This is a genomic window from Mesorhizobium sp. WSM4844, assembly GCF_055811775.1.
The window spans coordinates 39,163-64,922 of record NZ_JBVVQB010000012.1; the positions used below are offsets into that span (position 1 = coordinate 39,163).

Sequence of the window (25,760 nt, forward strand, 5' to 3'; positions counted from 1 at the left end):
AGGCGGGAATCCAGCGGATCAGGCGGCGTTCGTAACGAACCGTCCGTCCGACTGGTCGAGACGACGGCGGATCTGGGTTATCACCATCGAATCGTCGGGTACACAATTTTCATAGGTGAGGAAATCGCCTGTCTTGACCGGCTTGACCACCTTGGCGCGTTCGGCGAGGCCGAGCGGCAGGACGCCGCGGGCGCGCGCGTCCTCCCAGGTCATGGCGAAGCCGCGATAGTCGTTCTCGCCGATCATGCCGAGCGACTGGCCAGGGGCAAGCTCGCTCTTGGCAACCGCCACCGCCTCGGCGACCGGATGGTCGAGCGGCTCCATGTCGGCGCGCTTGTAGACCACGGCGCGCGCCGCCGACAGCGGCACTTCCAGGCTGGTCAAATGATAGGGGCGGAAGATTGTGAAATACGGGCCCTTGCCGACCTTGAGGTCGATCATGCGCTCCAGCACGCGCGGATGCCTGGTCTCGATGATGCAGAACACGCCGGGCGCCACGCCCTTGCCGATCGAATAGTCGACGACGCCCTTGCGGTGCAGCACGCCGCCATCCTCGCGCGGGCAAAGCACGCCGGCGAGTTCCTCCAGCGTCGCGGTCGGGCCGTGCATGCCCGGCACGTCGGGCACCAGGCCGGTGGCGTTGGCGATCGCCACCATCTCGATCGCCGTCTTCGAGCCGTCGACGAACTCGACCAGCATGCGCGCATTCATGTTGCGCTCGGCCGCCTCCTTCTCGTAGTCGGCCGGCATGGCATCGATCTTCAGCGGATTGTTCTTGCCCTTTCCGGCGGCGATGATGTTGAAGCCGAGGCTCCTGGCAAAGCCGATGATCTCCAGCGTGCAGGCCGGCTCGTCGCCGGCCGCACCGGTATAGACGACGCCGGCCTTGCGCGCCTCCTCCTTGAGGAAGCGGCCGATGGTGATGTCGGCCTCGACGTTGAGCATGACGATATGCTTGCCGTTCTTCATCACTTCAAGCGCGAACAGCGTGCCGATGTTGGGATTTCCTGTCGCGTCGATGATGACGTCGATGCGGCCGGCCGCAGCCAACGCATGCAAATCTTCGGTCACCGCGATCTTGCCGGCCTCGATGGCGCGGTCGATCGCCGCCGCATTGCCGGCCTGCACGATATCCGAGCGGTCGTGGCCGGCGAGCAGCGCCGCATCGATCGCCGCCTGCGGCCTGACCTCGGAAATGGCGCCGATCCGCATGCCCGGCATCAGCGCGACCTGGACGACGATGTCGGTGCCCATCTGCCCGGCGCCGGCAAGCCCGATGGTGATCGGTCCTTGCTGTTCAGCGCGCTGCAAAAGTTCCGCTGCAAATTGCGGATGGGCCATGTCGCTTCCTCCAGTTCCTGACGCGCCGCAGCGTCGAAGTCATCATTTTGAACATTCCTATTTCCAAATGAAAAATATTTCAACCGGCAATTCGGCAGCCGTCCCGCAAACATTCTGTGATTTAATTTGTGCAAGCCTTGGCTTGCGGCTTGGCAGCGCGGTCAGTGAGGGGCGCAGAAGGCGGTGATCTCTTGGGAGGCAGGCGGCGACGACCGTGACATCCCTTCTCGCAAGCAAGCGAGTGCGACGAAAAAACTGATTTCATGGCTGCTCAGCTGCCGCTGCGCCTATCGCCAGCGACGAAGCCGCGCAACAGAGAGCGCCACAGCCGGAATGCTGGCGCATGCCAGTCTATCAGCTGCCGACCTCGAAGAAGGGCGCGCCAAGCAGGTCGGGAACAACGTCGATGCCGAGGCCCGGCCCGTCCGGAATGCCCATGCGGCTGCCCGAAACCGGCGGCTTGTTCGATGCAGTGCGCACCGTCACCCATTCGTGGAAGGCAATGGCGTGCAGCCGGCGCTCCTCCGGCGTCGACAGCGACAGATGCGCCATGGCTGACGTGTCGATCTCGGCGCCGCCGGTGTCCTCGACGGTGATCATGAAGCCCAGGTCGACGGCAAGGTCGCGGATCTGGCGCGTCCTGGTCACGCCGCCGAGCCGCGAGATTTTCAGCGTCAGCCCGTCGGCCGCCCCCTTGCGGTGGATGTCGAGCATGTCGTCCAGCGAGGTGACGGATTCATCGAGCACCATCGGCTTGTCGAGCGAGCGGCGCACCGACATGCATTCGTCGATCGTGGTGCAGGGCTGCTCGAACGTGTAGTCGATGGCGCGCGTCGCGTCAGCGAACTGGCGCGCCTGATAGGGCGTCCAGCCGGCATTGGCGTCGCAGAAGATGACGGTGCCCCTCGGCACCGAAGCGGCGACCGCGGTGACGCGCTCGATGTCGTCATGGACGTTGCCGCCGACCTTGACCTGCAGCCGGTGAAACCCGTCCTTGACGATGCGCTTGGCCAGTGCGGCCATCGCGTCGACGGTGCCATGGGTGACGACCTTGTAGAGTTCCGCCGTCTCGCTCTCGCGCCCGCCGAGCAGCGTCACCAGCGGCACCTCGGCGGCGCGTGCCGCGAGATCCGAGCAGGCCATGTCGAGCGCCGACTTGATGTAGGGGTGGCCCTTGAACACCGTGTCCATCAGCCTGCCGATACTGACCAAGGCGCGAGGATCGTGGCCGAGCAGATGCGGCGCAATTTCGATGACGCCGGCGCGAGTGCCGGCCGCGAATGCCGGCGAGTAGAAATTGCCGAGCGGCGCCATCTCGCCCCAGCCGGTCAGCCCGCTGTCGGAGGTGATTGCGACGATCACCGCGTCGAACGCGGCGGCGACACGCCCCTTGGACATGCGGTAGGGCCCGTCCACAAAGGGCTGCACGACATGGTAGGCCTTGATGGTTTTGATCCGCAATTTTTCTGTCCGTCGCTGTGACGCCCTGACGAAGCCGCCAACCTGCATCGTCCGCTGGGCTCAACTGCCGTCAGGCCGGTTGCGCGTCAGGCCGGCGCGATCGGCCTTGACGCCTCTGGAAACACACTGTTCGAGGCAGCGCGCATAGGCAAGCAATTCTTCGAAGCTGTGCCGATGTCGCCGGCCTTGTCGAACTGCTCAGCAAAACGGCGCCCTCGGCATAGCCGGGGGCGCCGCTGGACCGGGCCTGATGTGGGGTATCAGGTGGCAGGTTTCTGTGGCAGCGGCGAGACAGGCATTCCCGGGCCGATCTTCTGCAGATTACCTGTTATCACCTGGTCGCCTTCCGCTACGCCGCTCGAGATCGCCACCAGGTCGCCGTTGGTCGGCCCCAGCGAAACAATGCGCTGGTCGACAGTATTGTCCTTGCCGACGACGTAGAGATACTTGCCGAGCTGGCTCGATCCCAATGCCGTCTGCGGCACCATCAGTGCATCTGGCTGCTGCTTGATATGCAGCCTGACACGAACATATTGGCCCGGCAGCAGCGTGAACTTGGCATTGCCGATCGTCGCGCGTGCGGTGATGGTGCCGGTCGAGCGATCGACAGTGTTGTCGATGAAGGTGAGCTGACCTCTCTGGCGCGGTTCCGTATCGCCGGGAAGCAGGACGTCGACATCGATGGGTCCCGCCGCGCGGGCTTCCTCGATCTGCGCCAGATCCGTTTCGCTCGGATTGAAGGTGACATAGATCGGGTCGAGCTGCACCAGCGTGTTGAGTACTGTGCCGGCGACGCTGACCAGCGTTCCGACCGAGGCCTGGTTGCGGCCGACGCGCCCGGCGAACGGCGCCTTGATTTCCGAATAGCTCAGATTGAGCTCGGCGGTCCGCACAGCCGCCTGGTTGACGGCGAGCGATGCTTGGGCCTCGCGCAAGCTGCTGGTGCGCTGGTCGAACGCATCCTTGGCGATGTATCCGCTCTTGGCCAGTTCGGTGCCGCGACCAAGGTTGGATCGTGCATAGTCGAGCGTTGCCTCGTCGCGCTGGACCTGAGCCTTCGCCTGTTCAAGGGCAGCCTGGAAATCTTCTGGAGCGATCTTGTAGAGAAGGTCGCCCTTCTTGACATCGCTACCGTCGGGCGCGACCTGCTCCTGCAGATACCCCGGCACGCGCGCCTGCAGCGTGATGCTGCGGATCGGCTCGGTGCGAGCGGCATAGTCGAGATAGATCGGGATCGTCTTCTTGACGACGCTCACCACTGGCACCGGCATGACAAAAGCCGCGGGCTCGGGCGCCGCGGGCTCAGGCGTTGCCGCCCCTGCCGTGCCGGCGTTGAGGCCGAAATTACCCATGTCGAGCAAGTGGACGCTGGCCATCGAGACCGCCCCCACGGCAACAGCCGCTCCCAACGCAATTTTCCATTTACGCATGATCATTCTCCAATTCTATTCGGCCGCTTCGGCCAATCGCTCGAAAGCGGGTTCGGCAGTTGGTTCAGTCGGTTCGGCGACAGGCTCGCTCTTGCTGCCGCGCTCGCGCAGCTGCTCGATCACCGCGTAGAAGACCGGCACGAACACCAGCGACAGGATCGTCGCTGCGACCATGCCGCCAAAGACGGTGGTGCCGATCGACTGGCGGCTGGCTGCACCGGCGCCTGTCGAGAACATCAGCGGCAGCACACCGAGGATGAACGCGAAGGCGGTCATCAGGATGGGCCGCAGCCGCAGGCGCGCCGCTTCCATTGCGGCGTCGACGATGCTGAGACCTTCCTCGCGCCGGCGCCGGGCAAACTCCACGATCAGAATGGCGTTCTTCGCCGCCAGCCCGATCAGCATGACGAAACCGATCTGCGAATAGACGTCGATCTGCATGCCGCGCATAAGCAAGGCGACAAAGGCGCCGAACAGGGCAAGCGGCACCGCGAGCAGGACCATGAAGGGCATGGCCCAGCTCTCATATTGGGCGGCAAGGATCAGGAAGACGAAGACCATGGCGAGACCAAAGACAATCGAGGCGATCGATCCGGCCTTGAGCTCCTGATAGGTGATACCCGTCCATTCATAGCCGAAATCCTTCGGCAGCGCCGTGGCGGCGGCACGCTCCATCGCAGCGACCGCCTGGCCCGAGGAGAAGCCGGGTGCGGCACCGCCATTGATCAGGGCCGACGCATTGTTGTTGTAATGCGGGACGGTTTCCGGGCCGACGATAGGCACCAGCTTGCCGAGCGTGCTCAACGGCACCATGCCGCCGGAGGCATTGCGCACATAGAGCCGCGAAATGTCGGCCGCACCCGCACGCGCATCCTTGTCGGCCTGGATCGTCACCCGGAAGGTGCGGCCGAACAGGTTGAAGTCGTTCACATAGAGCGAGCCGAGATAGATCTGCAGCGTGTTGAACACGTCAGGCAGGCTGAGACCGAGCAGCTTCGCCTTGTTGCGGTCGAGGTCGTAGTTGAACTGCGGCGTCGAGGTCGAGAACGACGAGAACAATTGCTGCGGGTTGAGTTCGGGCTGCTTGCGCGCTTCGGCGAGCACGGCCTGCGTCGCGTCATTGAGCGCAGCGCTGCCGCGACCGGTCAGGTCCTCCACCTGGAATTCAAAGCCGCCGGTCGTGCCGATGCCTGGGATCGAAGGCGGATCGAAGCTTAGCGCGAACGCTTCCGGAAGTTCCATGAGCTTCGAGCGCACGTCGGCGACGAGCTTCGAGGCGCTCTGGTCAGGGCCGCGTTCGTCCCATGGCTTGAGGATGGCGAATTCCACCGCCGAGTTCGACTGGGCCGCACTGGTGAGGAAGTTCAAGCCGCTGATCGAGCCGACGATATCGACACCAGGCGTGTTCTGCAGGATCTCGCGTGCCTTCCGCGCCACCGCGTCGGTGCGTTCCAGCGACGCCCCATCCGGCAATTGGATGACCACGAAGAAATAGCCCTGGTCCTCGACCGGAAGGAAGGTCGAGGGCAGGCGCTGCCAGACGAAATAGGTCGCGACAAGCCCAGCCGCGAATATGCCGAGCATGATCCAGCGCAGGCGGATGAGGAAGCGCACACCATTGGCATAGGCATGCGACAGCCGATCGAAGCCCGTGTTGAACCAGCGGAACAGCACGAATTGCGTTGCCGGGCGGTGGCGCAGGAAAGCGGCGCTGAGCGCCGGGGTGAGCGTCAGCGAGACGAAGGCGGAGATGCCGAAGGAGATCGCCACCGTCAGGGCAAATTGATTGTAGAGCCGGCCAGAAACGCCGGGTATGAAGGCGACCGGCACGAACACGGCCATCAGCACGGCGGTCGTGGCGATGATCGGGCCGGTGACCTCGGCCATCGCCGCGCGCGTCGCAGCCAGCGGTTTGAGGCCGGCCTCCAACTGGCGTTCGACATTCTCGACGACGACGATCGCGTCATCGACGACGAGGCCGATCGCCAGCACCATGCCGAGCAGGCTGAGCATGTTCAGTGAGAAGCCGAACATGTACATGACGACGAGCGTGGCCACCAGCGACACGGGAATCGCAATCGTCGGGATGATCGTGGTGCGCCAGCTCTGCAGGAAGATGAACACCACCGCGACGACCAGGACCAGCGCCTCGCCGAGCGTGACCACCACGTCGTGCATCGACGCCGAAACGAAACGTGTCGTATCGTAATGCATGGCGTAGCTGACGCCCTTCGGGAAGCGGGCCGACAGTTCCTGCATCTTGTCCTTGACGCGCTGCTGCAGATCGAGGGCGTTCGAGCCCGGCATCTGGTAGACCGCCAGCACCACGGTCGGGTCCTCGCCGAAGAACGCCGACGACGAATATTGCAGGGCGCCGAGTTCGATGCGCGCGACGTCGCGCAACCGCACCAGCGAACCGTTCGCGGCATCGGCGCGCACGATGATATCGCCGAATTCCTTGGGATCGCTCAGTCGGCCAACCGCGTTGACCTGCATTTCGAAAGCGGTGCCGGCCGGCGCCGGCGACTGCCCGATCTTGCCGGCCGCGACCTGGACATTCTGCTCGGCGATGGCGTTTTGGACATCGACGGCGGTGATGCCGAGATTGGCGAGCTTGTCGGGATCGAGCCATACGCGCATCGAATAGCGCCGCTCGCCGAAGATCTGCACGTCGCCGACGCCGGGTAGGCGCTTCAGCGGGTCGACCACTTGCAGGTAGGCGAGGTTGCTGAGCGCGACCGGATCGACAGAGCCGTCGGGCGAGGTGAGGTTGACGATCAGGACGAAGTTCGGGTTCTGCTTCTTGATCGTCACGCCGCCCTGGTTGACGATGGCCGGCAGCGAGGACGCCGCCTGTGACACGCGGTTCTGGACATCGACGGCGGCGGTGCTCAGGGGATAGCCGACCTCGAAGGTAACGGTGATCGTCGACGAGCCGTCATTGGAGCTCGATGACGACATATAGGTCATGCCTTGAACGCCGTTGATCTGCTGTTCGAGCGGCGTCGTGACGGTGTCGGCCACGACTTGCGCACTGGCGCCAGGATAGTTGGCGCTGACCACGACCTGAGGCGGCGTGATATCGGGAAACTGCGAGACAGGCAGCAGGAAATAGCAGATCGTCCCGGCGAGCACCATGATGATGGCGATCGACGATGCGAAGATCGGACGGTGGATGAAGAAATTTACCATGACACGCACGCCTCGCCCGATGCTCTCGCCTGGCCAAAGGCCTTGGCCAGCCTGGACAGCCGCCGGCTGCGGCTTTGCCCGGAATCCTCCAGGAAACGAGGCGGCGCCTTGCGGCTGCGGCCTTGCGCATCCGCAAGGGTACGCAGCATCGTCTCGAAAGAGCGCGGGTCGACACGGTCGGCCTGCATCAGCATCCGGATCATCGGATCCTTCACAACTTCGTCGATCGTCAAATCTTTGCGCTGCGACATCGTAGCGGCTCCTGGCTTTGGCGATCTGTGGCGTACGCCGCCGCAGATCGGGTGGTCTTCCTTTTCGCGGCCAAAGTCGCCTGGGGCGCAGTTTCATGCCTGGGCCGATTTGGCGGAGGCTGTTCACAGGCGCCTGCGAGATTGACACGAGGCAATGGGGGTGTTACCAGTAAGTAACATCTAGAAGTTACAGACCGGTAACACCCTAGTCAAGAGGTGTGCCGAGGGATTTTTCGGAAATCCCGGAAACCAAGGAGGTTTTGATGGAAGACGGCACTGCGGAACGCATCCGCCCCCGGGATCGCATCCTGGAGACGGCACGGGATATGTTCCACAAGCATGGCATCAAGGGCGTCGGCGTCGACGCGATCACTGAGGCCGCCGGTACCAACAAGATGACGCTCTACCGTCATTTCGAGTCCAAGGACGATCTGGTCATCGAGTGCCTGCGGGCGACCGCATGCAGCGCCAACGCGATGTGGCAAAAGTTCGAGGCGGAGCATCCGGGCGACAAGCTTGCGCAACTGCATGCCTGGGTTCGGATGGCAGCCGATTGCCTGATGATGGACGGCCGCGGTTGCGACATGGCCAACGCCGCCATCGAGTTGAGCGAGACCGACCATCCGGCCCGTCGGGTAATCAAGGAACTCAAGCAGGCTCAGCGCGACCGCCTCGTCGGCCTGTGTCGGGATGCCGGCATCGGCCAGGCAGAGCTTCTCGCCGATACATTGTCGCTGCTGCTTGAAGGCGCCCGTGTCAGCCTGCAAAGCGTCGGAGCCGAAGGCCCCAGCGCGCAGTTTGTCCGCATGGCGGAAGGCCTGATCACCTCGTTCAAGGCCAGATAGTCTCGCAAGCGGCGAAACGATCGCTGGCGTGTTCATTGCAAGCCGCGCCGCGAGTGCTCTTTTGACTTGGCATGTGCTGTCATCTCACGTCTCCGTTGCCGGTCTGTCGCCGCGCTCTTGCGCGCGGCGGTCGCTGCTGGTTGTGAGCAGGCTAGGCCCGATGGCGAATTGGTGAGAGTGACAAGTGTGGCGGGATTCCAATGGGGCTGCGGCGCTGCCCGAACCAGCCATTGGCGATTGCCGCCGCCTTGCCCGACACCCAAGAACAAAAAAAGCCCGCTGCCGGGAGGAGGTGGCAGCGGGCTCGATTTCGAATACGACGCGGGAGGAGGTGCGCCGCACTCAGCGTCGGCATCGCATCTGGGAGGAGTAGATGGCCGACACCTGCGAAACTAGCGGTTGCCCAATGATTCGGCAATAGCAAAAGATGCATAGCAGATGTGCAGATTCGCGCTATCAACCGAATATTAACCATCGCCGCGACCAACCGTGGCGCTTGCGTGGCATCACTGGACCGGAACGTTCTCCTTGAAGATCAGGCGCGGCTCGATAAATTTCCGCGTCAGATAAGGCGCCGAGGAAGCGATCGAGCCGAGCAGGCGAATGACTGATTGCTCGGCGATCAGCCGTGCATTCTGGTCGATGACGACATCGAGCAGATCGTCGACGAGATAGCCGCGCGTCGCTCTTGTCAGGTCGTGACAGATGAACACCGGCTTCCTTTGCGGTTTGGCTTCCAGCAGCGCTTTCGCCACGCCCGAGCGTCCGGCGCCGACGCAATAGATACCGAGCAGTTCCGGCTCGTTGTGCAGCGCCTTCATCGTCGCCGTGTAGCTGATATCAGGCTCGTCGTTGATCTCGACGGCGCTGGTCACGGTCAAATTGCGGAACTCCTCGCCGAGCACCGAGCGAAAGCCCATTTCGCGTTCTTCATGCCCGCGATAGGAGCGCGAGCCGACGATCATCGCCAGATGGCCCGTGCGACCGCCTAGGAAACGTCCCATCAAAAGGGCTGCGGTGCGCCCTGCGACACGGTTGTCGATGCCGACATAGGCCGATCGCGGCGCGCCCGGAACGTCCGACACCAGCGTGACCAGGCGGATGCCGGCTTCGACGATCTCGCGCAGGATGTTGCGCGTTCTCGGGTGATCGATGGCGATGACGCCGACGCCGTTCGCCCTAAGCGAGAGGTTTTCGACCGCCGCCTGCAACGCGTTCGGCGAGATGCCGGCGAGCTTGTGGATCCGGCAGGAAGCGACAAGCGGCAGGCGTGCGGCATAGCCCTCGATATGATTTGCCAGATCCATCATGAAGGCGTTCGAGCCGATCGGCAGGAAGAACTCGAGATGCGCCGGCCGCGAGGGCAGCGTGACCTGATCCACGACCGGCAAATAGCCAAGCTGCTTGGCCGCCTCCATCACCCGCTGCCGGTTGGCGGCGCTGGCGCCCGGCCGGTTGTTCAGCACCCGGTCGACCGTCGCGGTCGACAGCCCGCAGCTTCTGGCGATGTCCGCAACGGTGGCTTTCATAGTCGCAGTCATAGGAGCCGATGTGATCCTGTACCAGAGATACGCCCAACCCGACTTCCAACTGGCCACTCAGCCTTGTGGTTGCTTCCCCTGCACCATGGCGTCACGGATCTCCTTGTCGGACATGCCGGTGATGATCCGTTCGACTTCCGCGACGTTGGTGTTCTTCGGATCGATATCGTCGGCAACCACCTTGCCGCGGCGCATGACGACGATGCGGTCGACCACCTGGAAGACGTGGTGGATGTTGTGGGCGATGAAGATGCAGGAATGGCCCGAATCGCGGGCGCTGCGCACGAAGCTCAGCACACCTTGCGTCTCGGCGACGCCGAGATTGTTGGTCGGCTCGTCGAGGATGATGAGGTCGCTGTCGAAATGCATGGCGCGCGCGATCGCCACGGCCTGCCGCTCGCCGCCGGAGAGCGAGCCGATTGGTGTGGTCGGCGGGATGTTCTTCGAGATACCGACCTGCTTGAGCAGGTTCCGGGCGACCACATTCATCGCCTCCTGGTCCATACGGTTGAGGAAACGCGGAGGCTTGATCGGCTCGCGCCCGAGGAACAGGTTGCGCGCGATCGACAATTGCGTGACAAGCGCGGAGTCCTGGTAGATCGTCTCGATGCCATGGGCGATGGCGTCGCTGGTGCTGCGCAAGTGCACCTTCTTGCCGCGGATGAAGATGTCGCCGCTGGTCAGCGGGACCGCACCCGACAAGACCTTGATCAGCGTCGACTTGCCGGCGCCATTGTCGCCGAGCAGACCGACGATCTCCCTTTCATTGACATGGAAATTGGCGTCCACGAGCGCCTGCACGCGCCCGTAGGACTTGCGGATGTTTTCCATGCGGACAAGCGGCTCAGTCATGGTTCAAGTCCCCGCCTGATGCCGGCGTTCCAGCCATGAGTGGAGCGCCATCATGCCGAGGATGATCGCGCCGATGAAGATGTTGTAGGCAAGCCCAGGCACGCCGATCAGCACGATGCCGTTGCGCATCACGCGCAGGATCAGGATGCCGAGCACGGTACCGATGATGGTGCCACGTCCGCCGGTCAGCGCCGTGCCGCCGATCACCACCATGGCGATGACTTCGAGCTCGTAGCCGGTGCCGCTGTTCGGATTGGCCGCCGAAGTGCGCAGCGAACTGATGACGCCGGCAAGCGAAGCCATGATCGACGACAGGATGAACAGGCCGATCTTGACGCCGCTGACATTGACACCACGCGCCCTTGCCGCATTGGGGTTGCCGCCGGCCGCCTGGATCCAGTTGCCGGTGCGGCTCTGCGTCAGCACGTAGCCAAGTGCGATCGCGGCTGCGATGAACCAGAACAGCGACATGTAGATACGGAACGGCCCGATGAAGAAATCACCGACCAGCGCCTCGGCGAGCCAGCTGCCTTCGGCGCTCCAGGTGCGTTGCGGAAATCCGCTGGTGACGAACAGAGCGGTGCCGCGCACCACCAGCAGCATGCCGAGCGTCACCAGGAAGGATGGAATCTTGAGTTGCGTCACGAACCAGCCATTGACCAGCCCGATGAAGGCGGCAACCAGCAAGGCCAACACGAAGCCGGCCTCCAGCGAGGTGAGGCCGCTGTTGAAGAGCGTCCACATCAAGACGGGCGAGAAACCGAACAGCGAACCGACCGAGAGGTCGAATTCGCCTGAAGTCATCAACAGCGTCATCGCCAGCGCGATCAGGCCGAGCTCGACCGTGAAGGCCAGTATGTTGCTGATGTTCTGCGGTGACAGGAAGTCGTGGTTGAACCCCCAGAACACCGCGAGCTCGACGACGAGCAGCACGAAGGGCCCGAATTCCGGCCTGGCGATCGAGCGTTGGATGATGGAACTGTTTTCCACGTTGGACCCGCGACATGGTTGGAACTGGCCAAGTCCGGCGCCGCATGAGGCGGTTCGAGGCTCAGCGGGATGATGGGGATGATCGCTGCGGCAAGCGCCGCCGCGACCATCCCGATCGCGGTTTTATTTGCCGGACAGGATGTCGTCGTAGACCTGCGCGGTGTCCTTTTCGTAGAGCGCGCCGGTGATCACGTCGAAGCCGGGCGGAATGCCGCTGGCGGCCATGTTGGCGATCGAAAGCGCCACATAGCTGGTCGCCTGCGGATCCTGCCACTGCGCGGCATTGACGTAGCCGGTCAGCACCTCCTGGGTGGTGTCGAGCGAGTTGCCCCAGCCGACGACCGGGATTTCACCCGGCTTGATGCCGGCCTGGTCGAACACCCGCTTGATCGAGCCGGTCACCAGATCGCCGAGGCCAATGATCGCCTTGACCTTGGCCCTGTTGGCGGTGAGATAATCGACCATGCGGTTGATTGCTTCGGCCTGGTCGAGCGTGGCCTCGGTGATTTCATAGGTGATGCCGAGCGGCTCGAACACGCTCTTGATGCCCTCTTCTTCCTGGACGCCATAGGTGGCGCCTGGGATTTCAACCGGCATCCAGACGAAATCGCCCTTCTTCACCAGGCCCTTGTCGACCAGATACTGAGCCCAGTTCTTGCCGAAGGTGACGTTGTCGCCGCCGACATAGGCGTTGAAGTCCGCCTTCGGATCGGGCGTGTTGAAGTTGATGATCGGGATGTTTGCCGCTCGTGCCTCCTTGACGAGCTCGATAAGGCTACCCGGGTCAGGACTGGTGGTGGTGATGCCGTCGGCCTTTGCCGCGATGGCGGCGCGAACAGCCTCCTGCTGGGACGACACGTCGCCATTGTGGAACGAGGTGTTGACGGTGTTGCCGGTGTCCGTCGCCCATTGCTTGGCGCCGGCGAGGAAGTAGGTCCAGACCGGATCGGCCGGGCCGCCATGCGAAATCCAGTAGAAGGTCTTGGCCTGTGCCGCCGCCGGAATCGCCAGCGCCACGATCAAGCCGAATACAAATAGTCGTAGCCTCGTCAGCATTTGATTTCCTCCCATTCTGAAAACGTCCTCCAGCTCCGGCGACGATCACGGCAAGCCTGACCGTATTCTTACCAGCGGCGATCTGGATGCATCAGAGCATCCGCTTTTTCGATCAATGGCAAGCCTCCATTTGCCAGTGGTAGTTGGCGCACGACCGCGCGCCATCAGCCATCCCATCAGATCGCATCAGTTTGGCTAATATCTTTTGCCGCAAGCGGTCTCGGGGCCGAAGACGAGGCGCAGGCGGGACGGAAGCTAGATCAGGTCGGCCCTGGCAAGGTCGCGCAAGAGATGGCTGGCGCCGTAGGTCCAGTGGGGACAGTCGGGCGACAGCCGCACCCGGTTGATCAGGGCGCCGAATTTCTCCGATGAGATGGTGACGATGTCGCCGACCTTGTGCGTGAAGCCCTTGCCCTTTTCGCCGCGATCCTTCGACGGCACGAACATGGTGCCGAGGTAGAGCGCCAGCCCGTCGGGGTACTGGTGATGCGGGCCCATGGCGGCGGCGACCAGTTCTTCGGGCGAGCGGCTGATCTCGGCCATCGAACTGGCGCCCTCCAGCGAGAAACCATCCTCGCCCTTGACCTTCAGCCGCACGGTGGCCTGCTTCACGTCACCAATGGAAAAGGTATCGTCGAACAGCCGGATGAACGGGCCGAGCGCGGCCGAGGCGTTGTTGTCCTTGGCCTTGCCGAGCAACAGCGCCGAGCGCCCTTCGACGTCGCGCAGATTGACGTCATTGCCGAGCGTGGCGCCGACGATCTTGCCGCTGCCGGCGGCGATCATGGCGATCTCCGGCTCCGGATTGTTCCAGGTGGAGACCGGATGCAGGCCGACATCGGCGCCGAAGCCGACCGACGCCATCGGCTGGCATTTGGTGAAGATTTCGGCGTCGGGGCCGATGCCCACTTCCAGATATTGCGACCAAGCGCCGCGCTGGATCAGCTTGGCCTTGATCTCCATCGCCTCCGGCGAGCCTGGCTTGAGCTTCGACAGATCGTGGCCGATCAGCCCGGCAATGTCGGCGCGAATGGCGTCTGCCTTCTCGGCCGAGCCGCGCGCCTGCTCCTCGATGACCCGTTCGAGCAGACTGACGACGAAGGTGACGCCCGATGCCTTGATCGCCTGCAGGTCGACCGGAGAGAGCAGGTATGGTTTTTGCGGATCGCGCGCGGCCTGGAAACTGTTGGCGGCGATTGCATCGAGCGACCCGATCGGTTCGCCCGCGGCGGCGTGGACGTAGCCTGCCGGGTCCGGCATCTCGCAGACGTCGCGCACGGTTGGTGCCATGCTGGAGGTGACGTCGAAGACCGTGCCGCCACGTACCGTGACCACCAGCGGATGCGATGCTTCGCTCGTCCGGGCGCGGCCGATGAAGAGGCCTTCGTCGGGCAGGAGGGTGGCGTTCGTCATGGCTTGCGGTCCTCTGCTATCTTGTTCTGCGTCGTCGCCGCGGACCGATGGTTCATCAAAAGCCTGGCCGCGGCCGCGGCACTTTCAACAAATTCCCGACAAAGGTCTATCCCGTTCCTCGCGGTCGAGCCCCTGCGCTGCATTTCGCAGTGGCGGACGCCTTCCTCTTCAATCCCCCCCTGATGCCGAGATCAAAGGCTCTTTCAAAATCATGAAATCGTCACTAGGATTTTCATTTGACGAGTGCATTCAGGTGACTCTTGCCCCTACCGTTTTCCGATCCGATCTGGCGGAAGCCGCCGGCGGCCCCTGCGTTCCGGTCGCTTTTTCCCGGCCGCCAGCGTGCCGATGTCGTCATTGTCGGTGGCGGGATTCTCGGTCTGTCGACAGCCTTGCATGCAGCCCGGTTCAGCCTTGCCGTGCAGGTGCTGGAAGCCGGCGAAATCGGCCAAGGCGCATCGGGCCTGAATGGCGGTCAGGTTATCCCTGGCCTGAAATATGATCCGGAATGGCTGCTGGAGCATTTTGGCCTCGAACGCGGTGAGATCCTCGTCAATTTTGCCGCCTCAACGGCGGACGCCGTCTTCGAATTGATCCGCGACGAGAATCTGGCGGTGCCGTTCGTCCGCAACGGCTGGATCCAGGCAGCGCACACCGAGACGGCGCTGAAGGCGGCGGCGAACAGGGACCGGCAGTGGCGGAACCGTGGCGCCGATGTCCGGCTCCTGAGCCAGACCGAGATCGCCGCGTTGACTGGCGCGCAGGGCTATCTCGGTGGCTGGCTCGACCGCCGGGCCGGCGTGATTGATCCGCTTGCCTATACGTCGGAACTGGCACGGATCGCCTCGGCCGCGGGCGTGAAGATCGCCGAACACCAGAAGGTGATGCGCCTCGATTACAACGCCGGCATTTGGCGCATCTCGACGGAGGGCGGCGCTGAACTGCAGGCGAAGGCGGTCATTCTGGCGACGAACGCCTATACCGGCGACCTGCTTCCCGGTCTCGCCGAGACGATCGTTCCGCTGCACTCCTTCCAGATCGCGACAGCACCGCTGCCGCCCGATCTGGCGGCCGGGATTCTACCGGAACGGCAAGCAGTATCGGACTCACGTCGCATCCTCGTCTATTACCGCAAGAGTGCCGACGGGCGGCTGGTGCTCGGCGGGCGCGGCCGAATGGCGCTGCCGACCAGCGAAAGTGATTGGGCGCATCTCGAGCGCGCGCTGCTCCGGCTGTATCCGGCGCTATCCGGAGTCGCCATCGAAAAGCGCTGGTTTGGCGGGGTGGCGATGACGCCGGATCACCTCCCGCATATCCACGAGCCCCAGCAGGGGCTGATGGCCGTGGTCGGCTGCCAGGGCCGTGGCGTCGGCCTGATGACCGCGCTTGGCGAGCGCATTGCTGGCTATCTGGCGAGCGGCGACGCCAGGCAATTGCCGTTCCCGGTCTCGCCGATCCGGCCGATCCCATTCCACGTCTTTCGGCAGGTCGGCGTCGCCGCGACGATCGCCTGGTATCGTATGCTGGATGCATTCGAGCGCTGATTTTATGCCGATGCAGGAATCAGCTTGACAGTTTCACGATTCTGAAAAATTCTTAAGTGATTTCAAATTTCGATGGGCAACCCCGATGTCGACCATCGTTGCAAGGCAGCCGCTGCCGGAGTCCCGGTCATCGACGGGTTTCCGGTTGGCCATGCTGCTGCCGGGCGGGCTGGTCACCTTCTTCCTGATCCTGTTTGCCCTCGGCCTCGTGGTTTTCCTTGCCCTTCGCGGCAATGACGGTTCGCTGCTGGGCTACGGCTTCACTTTTGCGAATTTCATCACCGTGGCATCCGACCCGCTGTACTGGACGGTAACGCTGCGCTCGCTGGCCATTGCCGGCCTGGTGACGCTGGCGACGGTCGTCACCGCCTATCCCGTCGCCTACTACCTGGCCTTCCATGCCGGACGGCGGCGCGGGCTGCTGCTGTTTCTGGTGACGCTGCCGTTCTGGACCAGCTATCTCTTGCGCGTTTTCGCCTGGAAGATCGTGCTTGCCTACAATGGCGTGCTGAACTCGGCGCTCATCGAAAGCGGCATCTGGTCCGAACCGACACTGGCGTTTCTCAACACGCCGGCCGCCGTCGTCGTCACGCTGGCTCACGCCTATGCGCCGTTCGCCATCCTGCCTATCTATGTGGCGCTGGACACGATCCCGAAATCGCTGCTCGAAGCTGCTTCCGATCTCGGCGCCAGACCGTTCACCAGCTTTCGCCGCGTCGTGCTGCCGAATTCGATGCCGGGGGTGCTGGCGGCGGCTCTCGTCGTCTTCGTGCCGACGGTCGGCGATTATGTCACCCCGGCGCTGGTCGGCGGCCCTGCCAGCACCATGATCGGCTCGCTGATCCAGGCCCAGTTCGGCAAGGCAAATGACTGGCCGTTCGGCGCAGCACTCGCCGTTGCCGTCATGCTGGTCATCCTTGCCGTGGTGCTGGTCGTGCGTTCCGCCGACCGCAGGTTTGGCAGCCGCACATGAGCGCCGCGCGCATAGACGCAAAGCAAGGTGGCCGCTGGCTCGGCGCCTACGTCCTTGTCTACCTGGTATTCCTCTATTTGCCGATCTCGCTGATCCCGCTGTTTTCCTTCAACGATTCGATCCAGGCGGCGTTTCCGCTGCAAGGCTTCACGTTTGAATGGTACACGACGCTGTCCGGCAATTCGGCGCTGTCCGGCGCGCTTGCCAACAGCCTGGTCATCGGTGCAATTGCCGCCACCGGTGCCACGCTCTGCGGCATCACCGTGTCCTACATGGATCTTTTTGGCCGTTCGCCGCTTGCCTTCACGATCAGCGCTATCGCGCGGCTGCCGATACTGATCCCCGGCGTCATCCTCGGCATCTCGCTGCTGATCCTGGTCAACCTCATTGGCTTCGGTCCGTCACGCACGGCCATCGTGCTCGGCCACATATTGGTGGCGCTGCCGACGACGGTGGTGATCATGAAAAGCCGCTTCGCCGCTATACCCAAGACCATCCACGAGGCGGCACTCGATCTCGGCGCCTCCGACTGGACGACATTCAGGCGGGTCATGCTGCCGCTCAGCCTGCCTGCCATTGTATCAGCGTTCATGCTGGCGTTCCTGACCTCATTCGACGAGTTCATCGTCGCCTTCTTCCTCGCCGGCACCGAACCGACCTTACCGCTTTATATCTGGAGCCAGCTGCGTTTCCCGAAATCGCTGCCGACCGTCATGGCACTGGGCACAGCCATCCTGGCCGTGTCCTTCGTCATCGCGGCAATTGCCGAAATCCTGCGCCATCGCGGGCTCGCCGCCGCTCAGCGGCCAGTGCCCGCCAACCTGTCCAAACCAGAAGAAACCGAAAGAGGAGAACTGCAATGGCATTCGACCTGAAATCGATAAATCGCAAGACAGTCCAAGCCGGATTGGCAGCCTTCGCGCTGGCGCTTTCGTCGACCGTCGCGCTTGCGGCCGACAAGCTGCAATATTTCACCTGGTCGGGCTACGAACTTCCCGACTTCAACAAGAGCTTCCTCGCCGCACACCCCGATGGCGTCGAGGCCTCGATGTTCGGCGACGACGATGACGCCTTCACCAAGGTCAAGGCCGGTTTCCGTCCTGACGTCGCGCATCCCTGCTACGACAAGGTGGCACGCTGGAACAAGGAAGGCCTGCTACAGCCGATCGACACCAAGCGCATCAAGAACTGGGATTCGATCTTTCCAGTTTTCAAGAACCTGCCCGACCTGCAGGCCGGCGACGGCAAAGTCTGGATGGTGCCGTGGGACTGGGGCAACACCTCAATCCTTTACCGCACCGATCTGGTGAAGAACCCGGAGCCGAGCTGGAACCTTTTGTGGGACAAGCAATATGCCGGGCGCATGGCGACGATCGATGCCGTCCACGACACGCCGGTGGTGGCGGCGCTTCTCGCCGGTGTCAATCCGTTCGACATGACGCCGGAACAGATGGAAAAGGTGGCGGAAAAACTGCGCGAGCAGCGCCCGCTGCTCTCCAACTACACCACCGATATGACCTCGGTCGAACAGGCGCTGGCCAGCGGACAGCTGGTCGCCGCCATGACCTGGAACGCGTCGGCCACCTCGCTGAAGAAGCAGGGCGTGCCGGTCGAGTTCATGAAGCCTAGGGAAGGCATGCTGACCTGGTCGTGCGGCTTCGTCATGCTCAAGGACGCCAAGAATGTCGACCTCGCCTATGATTTCATCAACAGCCGGCTGGAGACGGATTCGGGAAAATACCTGATTCAGACCTATGGTTACGGCAGCTCGAACAGCTCGGCCTTCTCCGCGGTGCCGAAGGAGGAACTGGAAAAGCTGCAACTGCCGTCCGATCCGGAAGTGATGCTGAAGACTACCGTCTTCACCGGGCCGATGAAACAGAATGACGAACTCGCCAAGATGTTCGAGAAGGTCAAGGCAGGCGGCTGAGTTCGCTCTTCCTTCTCCCTTTGTGGGAGAAGGTGGATCGGCGCGTAGCGTCGAGACGGTTGAGGGTGCTGGACAGAATGCGGGGTTTGCCAAGCTGGAACACCCCTCATCCGTCCGAGCGGAGCCTGTCCTCGGGCTTGCCGGAGGCAAGACCCGTGGGCTCGGCCACCTTCTCCCACAGGGGGAGAAGGGAAAGTGCTGGCGAACGAGGAAGTATGCATGGATGTACTGGACCAAGCGGCTGAAAAGCCGAAAGACGACGCCGATGTGCGGGTCGGCCGGCGCGTGCGGGCGCTTAGGCTGGAACGCAGTCTTTCGCTGGCCGATCTCGCCGCCAAGGCCGGCGTTTCGATCGGTGCGCTCAGCCAGATCGAGCGCGGCTTGTCCTCGCTTCGCGTCAAGGTGATCTGGCCGCTCGCCGCCGCTCTCGACATCGAGCCGTCGGCGCTGATTGCTGACGGCAACGATGCCGTCAGCGATCTCTATTGCGTGCGCGCCAACAGTCGGCGCCAGATCCCGGTGAAGTCGGAAGGCATCGCCAAGGCGCTGCTGTCGCCGCCGGCCGCCACGCTCACCGGCATGCTGGTGACGGTAGAAGCCGGTGGCGGCACCGTCGAAGCCTACGCCCATCCCGGCCACGAATTCGGTTTCATCTTGTCGGGCGAGGTCGAACTCGTGATCGATTCAACCACCTACGGGCTGAAGACCGGCGACAGCTTCGCCTTCAAGAGCACCTTGCTGCATGCCTTCCGCAATCCGGGCGCCGAGCGCTGCCAGATCCTCTGGGTCAACACGACCAAGCCGTCCGAGGTTCGCGATGGCGCCTGATCCTCTCGTCCGGCTGGAGGCGGTGTCGAAGATTTTCCCCGGCGGCATCGTCGGTCTCGACGCCGTCGATCTCAACATTGCCCGCGGCGAGTTCCTGACCTTGCTCGGCCCATCTGGCTGCGGCAAGACCACTAGCCCGCGGGTGATCGCAGGATTCGAAAGCCCGTCGAGCGGACGGGTGCTGCTCGACAGCCGTGACATTACTTCGCTGCGGCCGTTCGACCGTCCCGTCAACACCGTGTTCCAGGACTATGCGCTGTTTCCGCACATGGACGTCGCCGAAAACGTCGGCTTCGGCCTGTCGCTGCGCAAGCTTTCCGGGGCAGAACGGGCAAAGCGCGTCGGCGAAGCGCTCGACATGGTTGGCCTTGCCGAGAAGCTCGGCGCCCGCGTGTCCGAATTGTCTGGCGGCCAGCGTCAGCGCGTCGCGCTTGCCCGTGCGATTGTCTGCGAACCACGTGTGCTGCTGCTCGACGAGCCGCTCTCGGCGCTCGATGCGCATCTGCGCGAACAGATGCAGGTCGAATTGAAGCGGCTGCAGTCGCGGCTCGGCACCACTTTCGTCATGGTCACCCACGACCAGACCGAGGCGCTGTCGATCTCCGACCGTATCGTCGTCATGAACAAGGGCCGCATCGAGCAGATTGCGCCGCCGGCCACGCTCTACGACCGGCCCGCCACCAAATTCGTCGCCAGTTTCATCGGCACGATGAACCTGCTGCAGTCGCGCTTTGTCGGCCGTGACGGCGATCGGTTGCGTTTCGCCGCCGGCGCCCTGCCGCTCGAAGCCACGTCGGAAACCGGCGAAGTGCCGGGAGAAGGCGCGGTGCGAACCATCGGAGTGCGTCCGGAGGATCTTTTGGCGGCAACCGAAGCAGCGACCGGCACCGCGCCGGTGCGGGTGAGCAGCATCGTCTTTCACGGCCGCACCTTGCGCCTGCACGCCGAATTGGGGCAGGGGATACCAGTGGTGATCGATGCGCCACGCCGGGCGGAAGGTTTTCAATTCAGCGTCGGCGACGTGGCGCATATCAGCCTGCGCCGCGGCGCTAACTGCCCTATGCTGCCCATCTGACCCTATCCTTCCAGAAAACCGGAGGCACTACCCATGAGCAATCACCTGAACTTCTTTATCGACGGAAAATGGGTCGCGCCCGTGGTGCCGGCGACGCTGGATGTGATCGATCCGTCCACCGAAGAGGCCTACACCAAAATCTCCGTCGGCTCGAAGGCCGATGTGGACCGCGCCGTGGCAGCGGCGAAGGCGGCCTTTCCGGCCTTTTCGCAGACCAGCAAGGCCGAGCGCCTGACGCTGCTGAAGCGCATCCTAGAAATCTACAACGAGCGCTACGAGAATATCGCTCAGGCTGTCAGCCAGGAGATGGGCGCGCCGATCACCTGGGCGCGCCAGGCGCAGGCCTGGGCGGGCAGGGCACATATGGAAGCCACTATTCATGCGCTGGAGGATTACGAATTCAGCGAGAAGCGCGGCACCACCATGGTGGTCAAGGAGCCGATCGGCGTTTGCGCGCTGATCACGCCATGGAACTGGCCGCTCAACCAGATTGTCTGCAAGGTGGCGCCGGCGATCGCCGCGGGCTGCACGGTCGTGCTGAAGCCTTCCGAGATCGCGCCGATCAGCGGCATCGTCTTTTCGGAAGTGATGGAAGCGGCCGGCACGCCGAAGGGGGTCTACAACATGGTCAACGGCACCGGTCCGGATGTCGGACAGGTCATGGCCGGCCATCCGGATGTCGACATGGTTTCCTTCACCGGCTCGACCCGGGCCGGCATCATCGTCGCCAAGACGGCGGCCGAGACGGTCAAGCGCGTGGCGCAGGAACTCGGCGGCAAATCGCCCAACATCGTGCTGCCCGATGCCGACTTCGAGAAGGCGGTGCGCAAGGGGGTCAACGCCTGTTTCGGCAACAGCGGCCAGTCCTGCGATGCGCCGACGCGCATGCTGGTACCGGCCGCCCGCCACGATGAGGCGCTGGCGATCGCCAAGAAGGCGGCCGAGGCGCACAAGGTCGGCGATCCGCGCTCGGAAGAGACCAAGCTCGGGCCGGTGGTCAGCAACATCCAGTTCGACAAGATCCAGCGGCTGATCGAGGCCGGCATCGCCGAGGGTGCAACGCTGGTCGCCGGCGGTCCCGGCCGGCCGGAGCATCTTAATCGCGGTTATTACGTGCGGCCGACCGTCTTCGGCCACGTCACGCCGGGCATGACCATCGAGCGGGAAGAAATTTTTGGGCCGGTGCTTTCGGTCATCTCCTATGATGACGACGATGACGCGGTGAAGATCGCCAACGACACCGTCTATGGCCTAGCCGCCTATGTGCAATCAGGGGATATCGACCACGCGCGAAAAGTCGCCGGCCGCCTGCGCGCCGGACAGGTCTCGATCAACTATCCGGAGTGGGACACCTTCGCGCCGTTCGGCGGCTACAAGCAATCCGGCAACGGCCGCGAATATGCCGACTGGGCGATCCACGATTTCCTCGAGGTCAAGGGTATCGTCGGCTACGGCGCCTAGCCCATGACACCGAACAGCGCCGCGCCAAAGAAGCACGCGCGCGCTGTAACGGGCTAACCTGCCTATTCGGCGGCTTCGCGGACAGGGATCAGGCGCCGCTCGACCTGCTGGAGATGCAGGCGCATCGCTGCTGCCGCGCCGCCGAGGTCACGCTCGGCGATCGCCTCGACGATCCGTTCATGGTCGGCGAAGCTGTGATGGTCTGCCGGAGGGCGGGCGCCTTCTGAACGGAGACGTCCCCAGACCACGGTGCGGCGCACGGCGTTCAGCACGTCGAACAGGCCGAGCAGCACATTGTTGCGGCTCGCCTGCGCAATCTGCCGGTGGAGCAGATTGTCGACATTCTCATATTGCCGCCATGTGACGGCTTCCCGCGTCTGGACCAGCGATTGCCGCATCGCGGCGATGTCCGAAAGCGTGGTGTGCAGCGCCGCTTCGCGCGCAATTTCGGGCTCAAGGATGAGGCGCGCGCGCATCACGTCGGCCGGATTGGTGCGCCCGGCGATTTCCGAAATGCCGATCGTCTCCTCGACCGGCCCGCTGCCGACGAAGGTGCCCCTGCCGACGTGACGCCAGATGCGGCCGTCCTTCTCGAGCACCGCCAGCGCCTTGCGCAGATCGCCCCGCGATACGCCGAGGCTCTCCGACAGTTCCCGCTCGGCAGGCAGCCGCGTCTCACCGGCATGATCCATCTGGGCAAGATAGGCCTGCAGCTGAACCAGGGCGGCGTGGCCGCCATTACCGGGATCGTCCATCAATTTAACCAATCCGCATATGATTTCCCTTTGTCGGTGTTAAAACGATTAGCTCAAACCGTCAACTGCCGAGTTTTCTGGGCACACCCGTTCGATACGGTGCAATTTCTCCTTGACCAATCTGCTCCATAGTCTTAACCAATCAAGGAAATGGTTACAAAAAACGGGAGGAATGACAATGGCCGGCGTGTCCAGACGTACCATCCTTGCCACCGCTTTCGCCGCGGTCCTGGCATGTGCAGCGCCCTTGTCGGCCGCAAATGCGGGCGACATGCGCATCGCATTCGGCGACCTTCCCGGGATCGAATCCATTCAGACGCTCGCCGCGATAGAGCGGGCCAAGGAGCGCGGCGTGAATGTCGAGCTCATTGTTCTCAATGACGAGGATCTGGCTGCCCAGGCCATTGTCGGCGGTCAGGCCGATGTCGGCATTGGCGCGCCCTATACCTTGATCCAGAAGGTCGGCGTGCCGATCCGCATTTTCGCGCAGATATCGACGCTGCGCTTCTTTCCCGTCGTCAACAGCGAATTCTACAAGGAATGGAAGGATCTCGACGGCCAAGAAGTCGCCGTGCAGGCGCGCGGCTCCGGCACCGAGGCGGTCATGCTGCTGATGGCGAAAAACCACGGCATCAAGCTCGGCAACATCAGCTATGTCCCGGGTTCCGAGGTTCGCCGCAATGCGCTGCTCCAGGGGACCATCAAGGCGTCGATCGTCGATGCCGCCAACCGGCGTGCGCTCGAGGCCGAAGCCCCCGGCAAGTTCATCGTTCTGCCGGTCGAGGATCTCGGCGCCTCGGACGAAGCGCTTTTCGCGACCGCGGACTATCTGAAGAACAACGCCGCCGACGTCGACATCCTGGTCGAGGAACTGATGAAGACCGCGCGCGAGATCACCGCGAACCCGGCGGTCGCGGTCGAGCTTCGCAACAAATATAAACTGCTGCCGGATCTCGGCGCTGAAGCCGACAGCGAAATCACCGAATACTACAAGGAAACCGCGGAAGCCGGCAGTCTTGCGCTGAACGGCGGCGGAGCCGATGCGGCCAAGGACGACTTTGCCTTCTTCAGCCTTGCCGGCCAGATCGAAGGCGATCCCGCCAGCCTCAAGGTCGAGGACTTCTGGGACGTCTCCGCAATCGACCGCGCCGTCGCCAAGCTCGGCAAGAAATAGGCGGCCTGCCGGATGGCCGCAAGCATCAGAACCGACGGCGAGGCTGCCGGCCTCGCTCCTCTTTCCAATCGCAGTGCAACGGGCGCATCGTGGGACCAGCCGGTCCTGCTCAGGCTGGTGTCGATCGCCCTGTTCGCGGGAATCTGGGAGGTGGCCGGGCGCATTCCCGTCAGCTTCGCTTTCCCGACCTTTTCCGACACGGTCGTCGCGTTCTTCGGACTGCTCGCCGACGGCAGCCTGGCGACCGCCTACCTTTCGACGCTGCAGCCGCTGGTGCTTGGCGTTGTCCTGTCGGCGTTCCTGGGTGTCGGCCTCGGCACGATCTGTGGCCTGTGGCGCACCGGCGAATGGCTGGTGATCCCTGTGTTCATCGTGCTTCAGGCAGCACCGGTCGCCGCCTTCATTCCGATGGTCACCTTTGTCTACGGAATAGGCATGACCGCGAAGACGCTTGCCGTCATGATCCTGGCGCTGCCGGTTATCGTGCTCAACACCTACAAGGCCGTGCGCAACGTCAACGAGTCGCTGCTGGTCATGTGCCGATCCTTCCTCGGCACCCGCTGGCAGACCGTCGCCAAGATCATTCTGCCGGACGCCAGCCCGGTGATTTTTGCCGGCTTGCGCCTCGGCGTCGCTGCCGGCTTCGTCGGCGTGGTGCTCGCCGAACTGCTGATCACCCCGACCGGCATCGGCGACCTCATCACCTTCCACCGCTCGCGCGCAGACTACGCCGAGATGTACGCAACAATCGCCTCGATCATTGCGCTTTCCACCCTGACGCTCGTCTTTCTGCAGTGGGTGGAAGTCCGCTTTTTCAGGCCCGAGAGCAGAGGTGCTTAAGATGGGCGCGACCGCATTGCGAAATGGACCGTCGCCGGTTCCCGCACCGATCGATTCAATCGTGGAAGTGAGGGGAATCTCCAAGACCTACGGCAATGTCGAGGCGCTGCGCGGCATCGACCTCGACTTTCCCAGGGGCAAGCTGACCAGCCTTCTCGGACCCAGCGGTTGCGGAAAGACGACGCTGCTGAAGATCATAGCGGGGCTGATACGGGCCGATGGCGGCACCGTCGCGATCAACGGCAAGCACGTCACCGCACCCGGCCCCGAACGCGCTTTCGTATTCCAGGATTTTGCGCTGATGCCGTGGGCGACGGTGATGCGCAACGTGGCCTTCGGACTTGAGTTGCGCGGCACCAACAAGCCCGAGCGCGAGGCGATTGCCCGACGCTACATCGCCGAGGTGGGGCTCGCCGGCTTCGAGGACAAATATCCGCATCAACTGTCGGGCGGCATGCGCCAGCGTGTCGGCCTGGCGCGCGCCTTGTCGGTCGATGCCGACGTCCTGCTGCTGGATGAACCGTTTTCGGCGGTCGACGAGCAGAACCGGCGGAAATTCCAGGAAGACCTGATCCGGCTGCGCACCAACCAGAACAAGACCTTCATCTTCGTGACGCACTCGATCGAGGAAGCGGTCTACATCTCCGACCGCATCGTCTTGCTGTCGCCGAGACCCGGCCGGGTTTCGCAGATCATCGAACCGGAAATCGATCGCTCCGGCGACCCCGAGCGCATCCATCGCGACAGGCACTATCTCGATACTGTCGAGGAGATCTGGCAGGGGCTGAAGCAGTATGTGGAGTGAGCG

Annotated in this window: 22 protein-coding genes; 11 read left to right on the plus strand and 11 right to left on the minus strand. The window is 63.3% G+C overall.

Features of this window, described 5'->3' with window-relative positions; genetic code table 11:
- Positions 1–18 precede the first annotated feature (18 nt).
- The 5 genes from AC0L2A_RS12425 to AC0L2A_RS12445 form a co-directional block, all read right to left on the minus strand.
- Complete coding sequence (locus tag AC0L2A_RS12425) at positions 19–1,341, minus strand: NAD(P)H-dependent oxidoreductase (protein ID WP_473609049.1); 1,323 nt, start codon at positions 1,339–1,341, stop codon at positions 19–21.
- A gap of 354 nt (positions 1,342–1,695) precedes the next feature.
- Complete coding sequence (locus AC0L2A_RS12430) at positions 1,696–2,802, minus strand: mandelate racemase/muconate lactonizing enzyme family protein (protein WP_473609050.1); 1,107 nt, start codon at positions 2,800–2,802, stop codon at positions 1,696–1,698.
- Between the two features lie 260 nt (positions 2,803–3,062).
- Positions 3,063–4,232, minus strand: coding sequence for an efflux RND transporter periplasmic adaptor subunit (locus AC0L2A_RS12435; protein WP_473514781.1), 1,170 nt, complete (start codon positions 4,230–4,232; stop codon positions 3,063–3,065).
- 15 nt (positions 4,233–4,247) lie between these two features.
- Entirely contained in the window at positions 4,248–7,424 is a 3,177-nt protein-coding gene (locus tag AC0L2A_RS12440) for an efflux RND transporter permease subunit (protein ID WP_473522578.1), read from the minus strand.
- A complete protein-coding gene (locus AC0L2A_RS12445; protein WP_287245229.1) occupies positions 7,418–7,675 on the minus strand; it encodes a hypothetical protein in 258 nt (85 codons plus the stop codon). Before AC0L2A_RS12445 ends, AC0L2A_RS12440 begins: the two co-directional genes overlap by 7 nt.
- Before the next feature lie 263 nt (positions 7,676–7,938).
- Between AC0L2A_RS12445 and AC0L2A_RS12450 the strand changes: the two genes are divergently transcribed.
- A complete protein-coding gene (locus AC0L2A_RS12450; RefSeq protein WP_091596146.1) occupies positions 7,939–8,520 on the plus strand; it encodes a TetR/AcrR family transcriptional regulator in 582 nt (193 codons plus the stop codon).
- 506 nt (positions 8,521–9,026) lie between these two features.
- On the opposite strand, the gene AC0L2A_RS12455 is transcribed toward AC0L2A_RS12450, so the two are convergent.
- The 5 genes from AC0L2A_RS12455 to AC0L2A_RS12475 form a co-directional block, all read right to left on the minus strand.
- On the minus strand, positions 9,027–10,049 hold the full coding sequence (locus tag AC0L2A_RS12455; protein WP_473609052.1) for a LacI family DNA-binding transcriptional regulator: 1,023 nt from the start codon (positions 10,047–10,049) through the stop codon (positions 9,027–9,029).
- 69 nt (positions 10,050–10,118) lie between these two features.
- Positions 10,119–10,913, minus strand: coding sequence for an ATP-binding cassette domain-containing protein (locus AC0L2A_RS12460; protein ID WP_473609053.1), 795 nt, complete (start codon positions 10,911–10,913; stop codon positions 10,119–10,121).
- A 3-nt stretch (positions 10,914–10,916) separates the two neighbouring features.
- Complete coding sequence (locus AC0L2A_RS12465; RefSeq protein WP_023799448.1) at positions 10,917–11,903, minus strand: ABC transporter permease; 987 nt, start codon at positions 11,901–11,903, stop codon at positions 10,917–10,919.
- 123 nt (positions 11,904–12,026) lie between these two features.
- Positions 12,027–12,959, minus strand: coding sequence for a substrate-binding domain-containing protein (locus tag AC0L2A_RS12470; RefSeq protein ID WP_027152256.1), 933 nt, complete (start codon positions 12,957–12,959; stop codon positions 12,027–12,029).
- 255 nt (positions 12,960–13,214) lie between these two features.
- Complete coding sequence (locus AC0L2A_RS12475; protein WP_473609055.1) at positions 13,215–14,372, minus strand: fumarylacetoacetate hydrolase family protein; 1,158 nt, start codon at positions 14,370–14,372, stop codon at positions 13,215–13,217.
- Positions 14,373–14,632: 260 nt separating this feature from the next.
- Between AC0L2A_RS12475 and AC0L2A_RS12480 the strand changes: the two genes are divergently transcribed.
- The 7 genes from AC0L2A_RS12480 to AC0L2A_RS12510 all read left to right on the plus strand — a co-directional run bounded on the left by AC0L2A_RS12480 (position 14,633) and on the right by AC0L2A_RS12510 (position 22,183).
- Entirely contained in the window at positions 14,633–15,916 is a 1,284-nt protein-coding gene (locus AC0L2A_RS12480; RefSeq protein ID WP_473609056.1) for an NAD(P)/FAD-dependent oxidoreductase, read from the plus strand.
- A gap of 85 nt (positions 15,917–16,001) precedes the next feature.
- A complete protein-coding gene (locus AC0L2A_RS12485; RefSeq protein ID WP_473508807.1) occupies positions 16,002–16,889 on the plus strand; it encodes an ABC transporter permease in 888 nt (295 codons plus the stop codon).
- A complete protein-coding gene (locus tag AC0L2A_RS12490; RefSeq protein ID WP_473609057.1) occupies positions 16,886–17,764 on the plus strand; it encodes an ABC transporter permease in 879 nt (292 codons plus the stop codon). Before AC0L2A_RS12485 ends, AC0L2A_RS12490 begins: the two co-directional genes overlap by 4 nt.
- Complete coding sequence (locus AC0L2A_RS12495; protein ID WP_473609059.1) at positions 17,749–18,819, plus strand: ABC transporter substrate-binding protein; 1,071 nt, start codon at positions 17,749–17,751, stop codon at positions 18,817–18,819. Before AC0L2A_RS12490 ends, AC0L2A_RS12495 begins: the two co-directional genes overlap by 16 nt.
- A gap of 219 nt (positions 18,820–19,038) precedes the next feature.
- Positions 19,039–19,647 carry a cupin domain-containing protein gene (locus AC0L2A_RS12500; RefSeq protein ID WP_473609060.1) on the plus strand — a complete coding sequence of 203 codons (609 nt, stop codon included), beginning with the start codon at positions 19,039–19,041 and terminating at the stop codon, positions 19,645–19,647.
- Complete coding sequence (locus tag AC0L2A_RS12505) at positions 19,637–20,722, plus strand: ABC transporter ATP-binding protein (RefSeq protein WP_473609062.1); 1,086 nt, start codon at positions 19,637–19,639, stop codon at positions 20,720–20,722. The genes AC0L2A_RS12500 and AC0L2A_RS12505 overlap by 11 nt, the downstream gene beginning before the upstream one ends.
- Positions 20,723–20,755: 33 nt before the next feature.
- Complete coding sequence (locus AC0L2A_RS12510; RefSeq protein WP_473609063.1) at positions 20,756–22,183, plus strand: aldehyde dehydrogenase family protein; 1,428 nt, start codon at positions 20,756–20,758, stop codon at positions 22,181–22,183.
- Positions 22,184–22,245: 62 nt separating this feature from the next.
- Here AC0L2A_RS12510 and AC0L2A_RS12515 read toward each other — a convergent pair whose 3' ends face one another.
- Positions 22,246–22,938 carry a FadR/GntR family transcriptional regulator gene (locus tag AC0L2A_RS12515; protein WP_473609064.1) on the minus strand — a complete coding sequence of 231 codons (693 nt, stop codon included), beginning with the start codon at positions 22,936–22,938 and terminating at the stop codon, positions 22,246–22,248.
- A 178-nt stretch (positions 22,939–23,116) separates the two neighbouring features.
- Between AC0L2A_RS12515 and AC0L2A_RS12520 the strand changes: the two genes are divergently transcribed.
- Genes AC0L2A_RS12520 through AC0L2A_RS12530 form a run of 3 tightly spaced genes read left to right on the plus strand, consistent with a single transcriptional unit; the run spans position 23,117 to position 25,757 of the window.
- On the plus strand, positions 23,117–24,112 hold the full coding sequence (locus tag AC0L2A_RS12520; protein WP_473474898.1) for an ABC transporter substrate-binding protein: 996 nt from the start codon (positions 23,117–23,119) through the stop codon (positions 24,110–24,112).
- A gap of 12 nt (positions 24,113–24,124) precedes the next feature.
- Entirely contained in the window at positions 24,125–24,952 is an 828-nt protein-coding gene (locus AC0L2A_RS12525) for an ABC transporter permease (protein ID WP_473609066.1), read from the plus strand.
- A 1-nt stretch (position 24,953) separates the two neighbouring features.
- Positions 24,954–25,757, plus strand: coding sequence for an ABC transporter ATP-binding protein (locus tag AC0L2A_RS12530; protein ID WP_473609067.1), 804 nt, complete (start codon positions 24,954–24,956; stop codon positions 25,755–25,757).
- The last annotated feature ends 3 nt before the right edge of the window (positions 25,758–25,760 follow it).

What these genes read in the sequence shown, in the direction of transcription:
- AC0L2A_RS12500 (WP_473609060.1), top strand. Translation starts at nt 19,039, where the DNA reads ATGGATGTACTGGACCAAGCGGCTGAAAAGCCGAAAGACGACGCCGAT.
- AC0L2A_RS12485 (WP_473508807.1), top strand. Translation starts at nt 16,002, where the DNA reads ATGTCGACCATCGTTGCAAGGCAGCCGCTGCCGGAGTCCCGGTCATCG.
- AC0L2A_RS12455 (WP_473609052.1), bottom strand. Translation starts at nt 10,049, where the DNA reads ATGAAAGCCACCGTTGCGGACATCGCCAGAAGCTGCGGGCTGTCGACC.
- AC0L2A_RS12525 (WP_473609066.1), top strand. Translation starts at nt 24,125, where the DNA reads ATGGCCGCAAGCATCAGAACCGACGGCGAGGCTGCCGGCCTCGCTCCT.
- AC0L2A_RS12475 (WP_473609055.1), bottom strand. Translation starts at nt 14,372, where the DNA reads ATGACGAACGCCACCCTCCTGCCCGACGAAGGCCTCTTCATCGGCCGC.
- AC0L2A_RS12505 (WP_473609062.1), top strand. Translation starts at nt 19,637, where the DNA reads ATGGCGCCTGATCCTCTCGTCCGGCTGGAGGCGGTGTCGAAGATTTTC.
- AC0L2A_RS12495 (WP_473609059.1), top strand. Translation starts at nt 17,749, where the DNA reads ATGGCATTCGACCTGAAATCGATAAATCGCAAGACAGTCCAAGCCGGA.
- AC0L2A_RS12445 (WP_287245229.1), bottom strand. Translation starts at nt 7,675, where the DNA reads ATGTCGCAGCGCAAAGATTTGACGATCGACGAAGTTGTGAAGGATCCG.
- AC0L2A_RS12520 (WP_473474898.1), top strand. Translation starts at nt 23,117, where the DNA reads ATGGCCGGCGTGTCCAGACGTACCATCCTTGCCACCGCTTTCGCCGCG.
- AC0L2A_RS12435 (WP_473514781.1), bottom strand. Translation starts at nt 4,232, where the DNA reads ATGCGTAAATGGAAAATTGCGTTGGGAGCGGCTGTTGCCGTGGGGGCG.
- AC0L2A_RS12425 (WP_473609049.1), bottom strand. Translation starts at nt 1,341, where the DNA reads ATGGCCCATCCGCAATTTGCAGCGGAACTTTTGCAGCGCGCTGAACAG.
- AC0L2A_RS12470 (WP_027152256.1), bottom strand. Translation starts at nt 12,959, where the DNA reads ATGCTGACGAGGCTACGACTATTTGTATTCGGCTTGATCGTGGCGCTG.
- AC0L2A_RS12440 (WP_473522578.1), bottom strand. Translation starts at nt 7,424, where the DNA reads ATGGTAAATTTCTTCATCCACCGTCCGATCTTCGCATCGTCGATCGCC.
- AC0L2A_RS12515 (WP_473609064.1), bottom strand. Translation starts at nt 22,938, where the DNA reads ATGGACGATCCCGGTAATGGCGGCCACGCCGCCCTGGTTCAGCTGCAG.
- AC0L2A_RS12490 (WP_473609057.1), top strand. Translation starts at nt 16,886, where the DNA reads ATGAGCGCCGCGCGCATAGACGCAAAGCAAGGTGGCCGCTGGCTCGGC.
- AC0L2A_RS12530 (WP_473609067.1), top strand. Translation starts at nt 24,954, where the DNA reads ATGGGCGCGACCGCATTGCGAAATGGACCGTCGCCGGTTCCCGCACCG.
- AC0L2A_RS12510 (WP_473609063.1), top strand. Translation starts at nt 20,756, where the DNA reads ATGAGCAATCACCTGAACTTCTTTATCGACGGAAAATGGGTCGCGCCC.
- AC0L2A_RS12460 (WP_473609053.1), bottom strand. Translation starts at nt 10,913, where the DNA reads ATGACTGAGCCGCTTGTCCGCATGGAAAACATCCGCAAGTCCTACGGG.
- AC0L2A_RS12450 (WP_091596146.1), top strand. Translation starts at nt 7,939, where the DNA reads ATGGAAGACGGCACTGCGGAACGCATCCGCCCCCGGGATCGCATCCTG.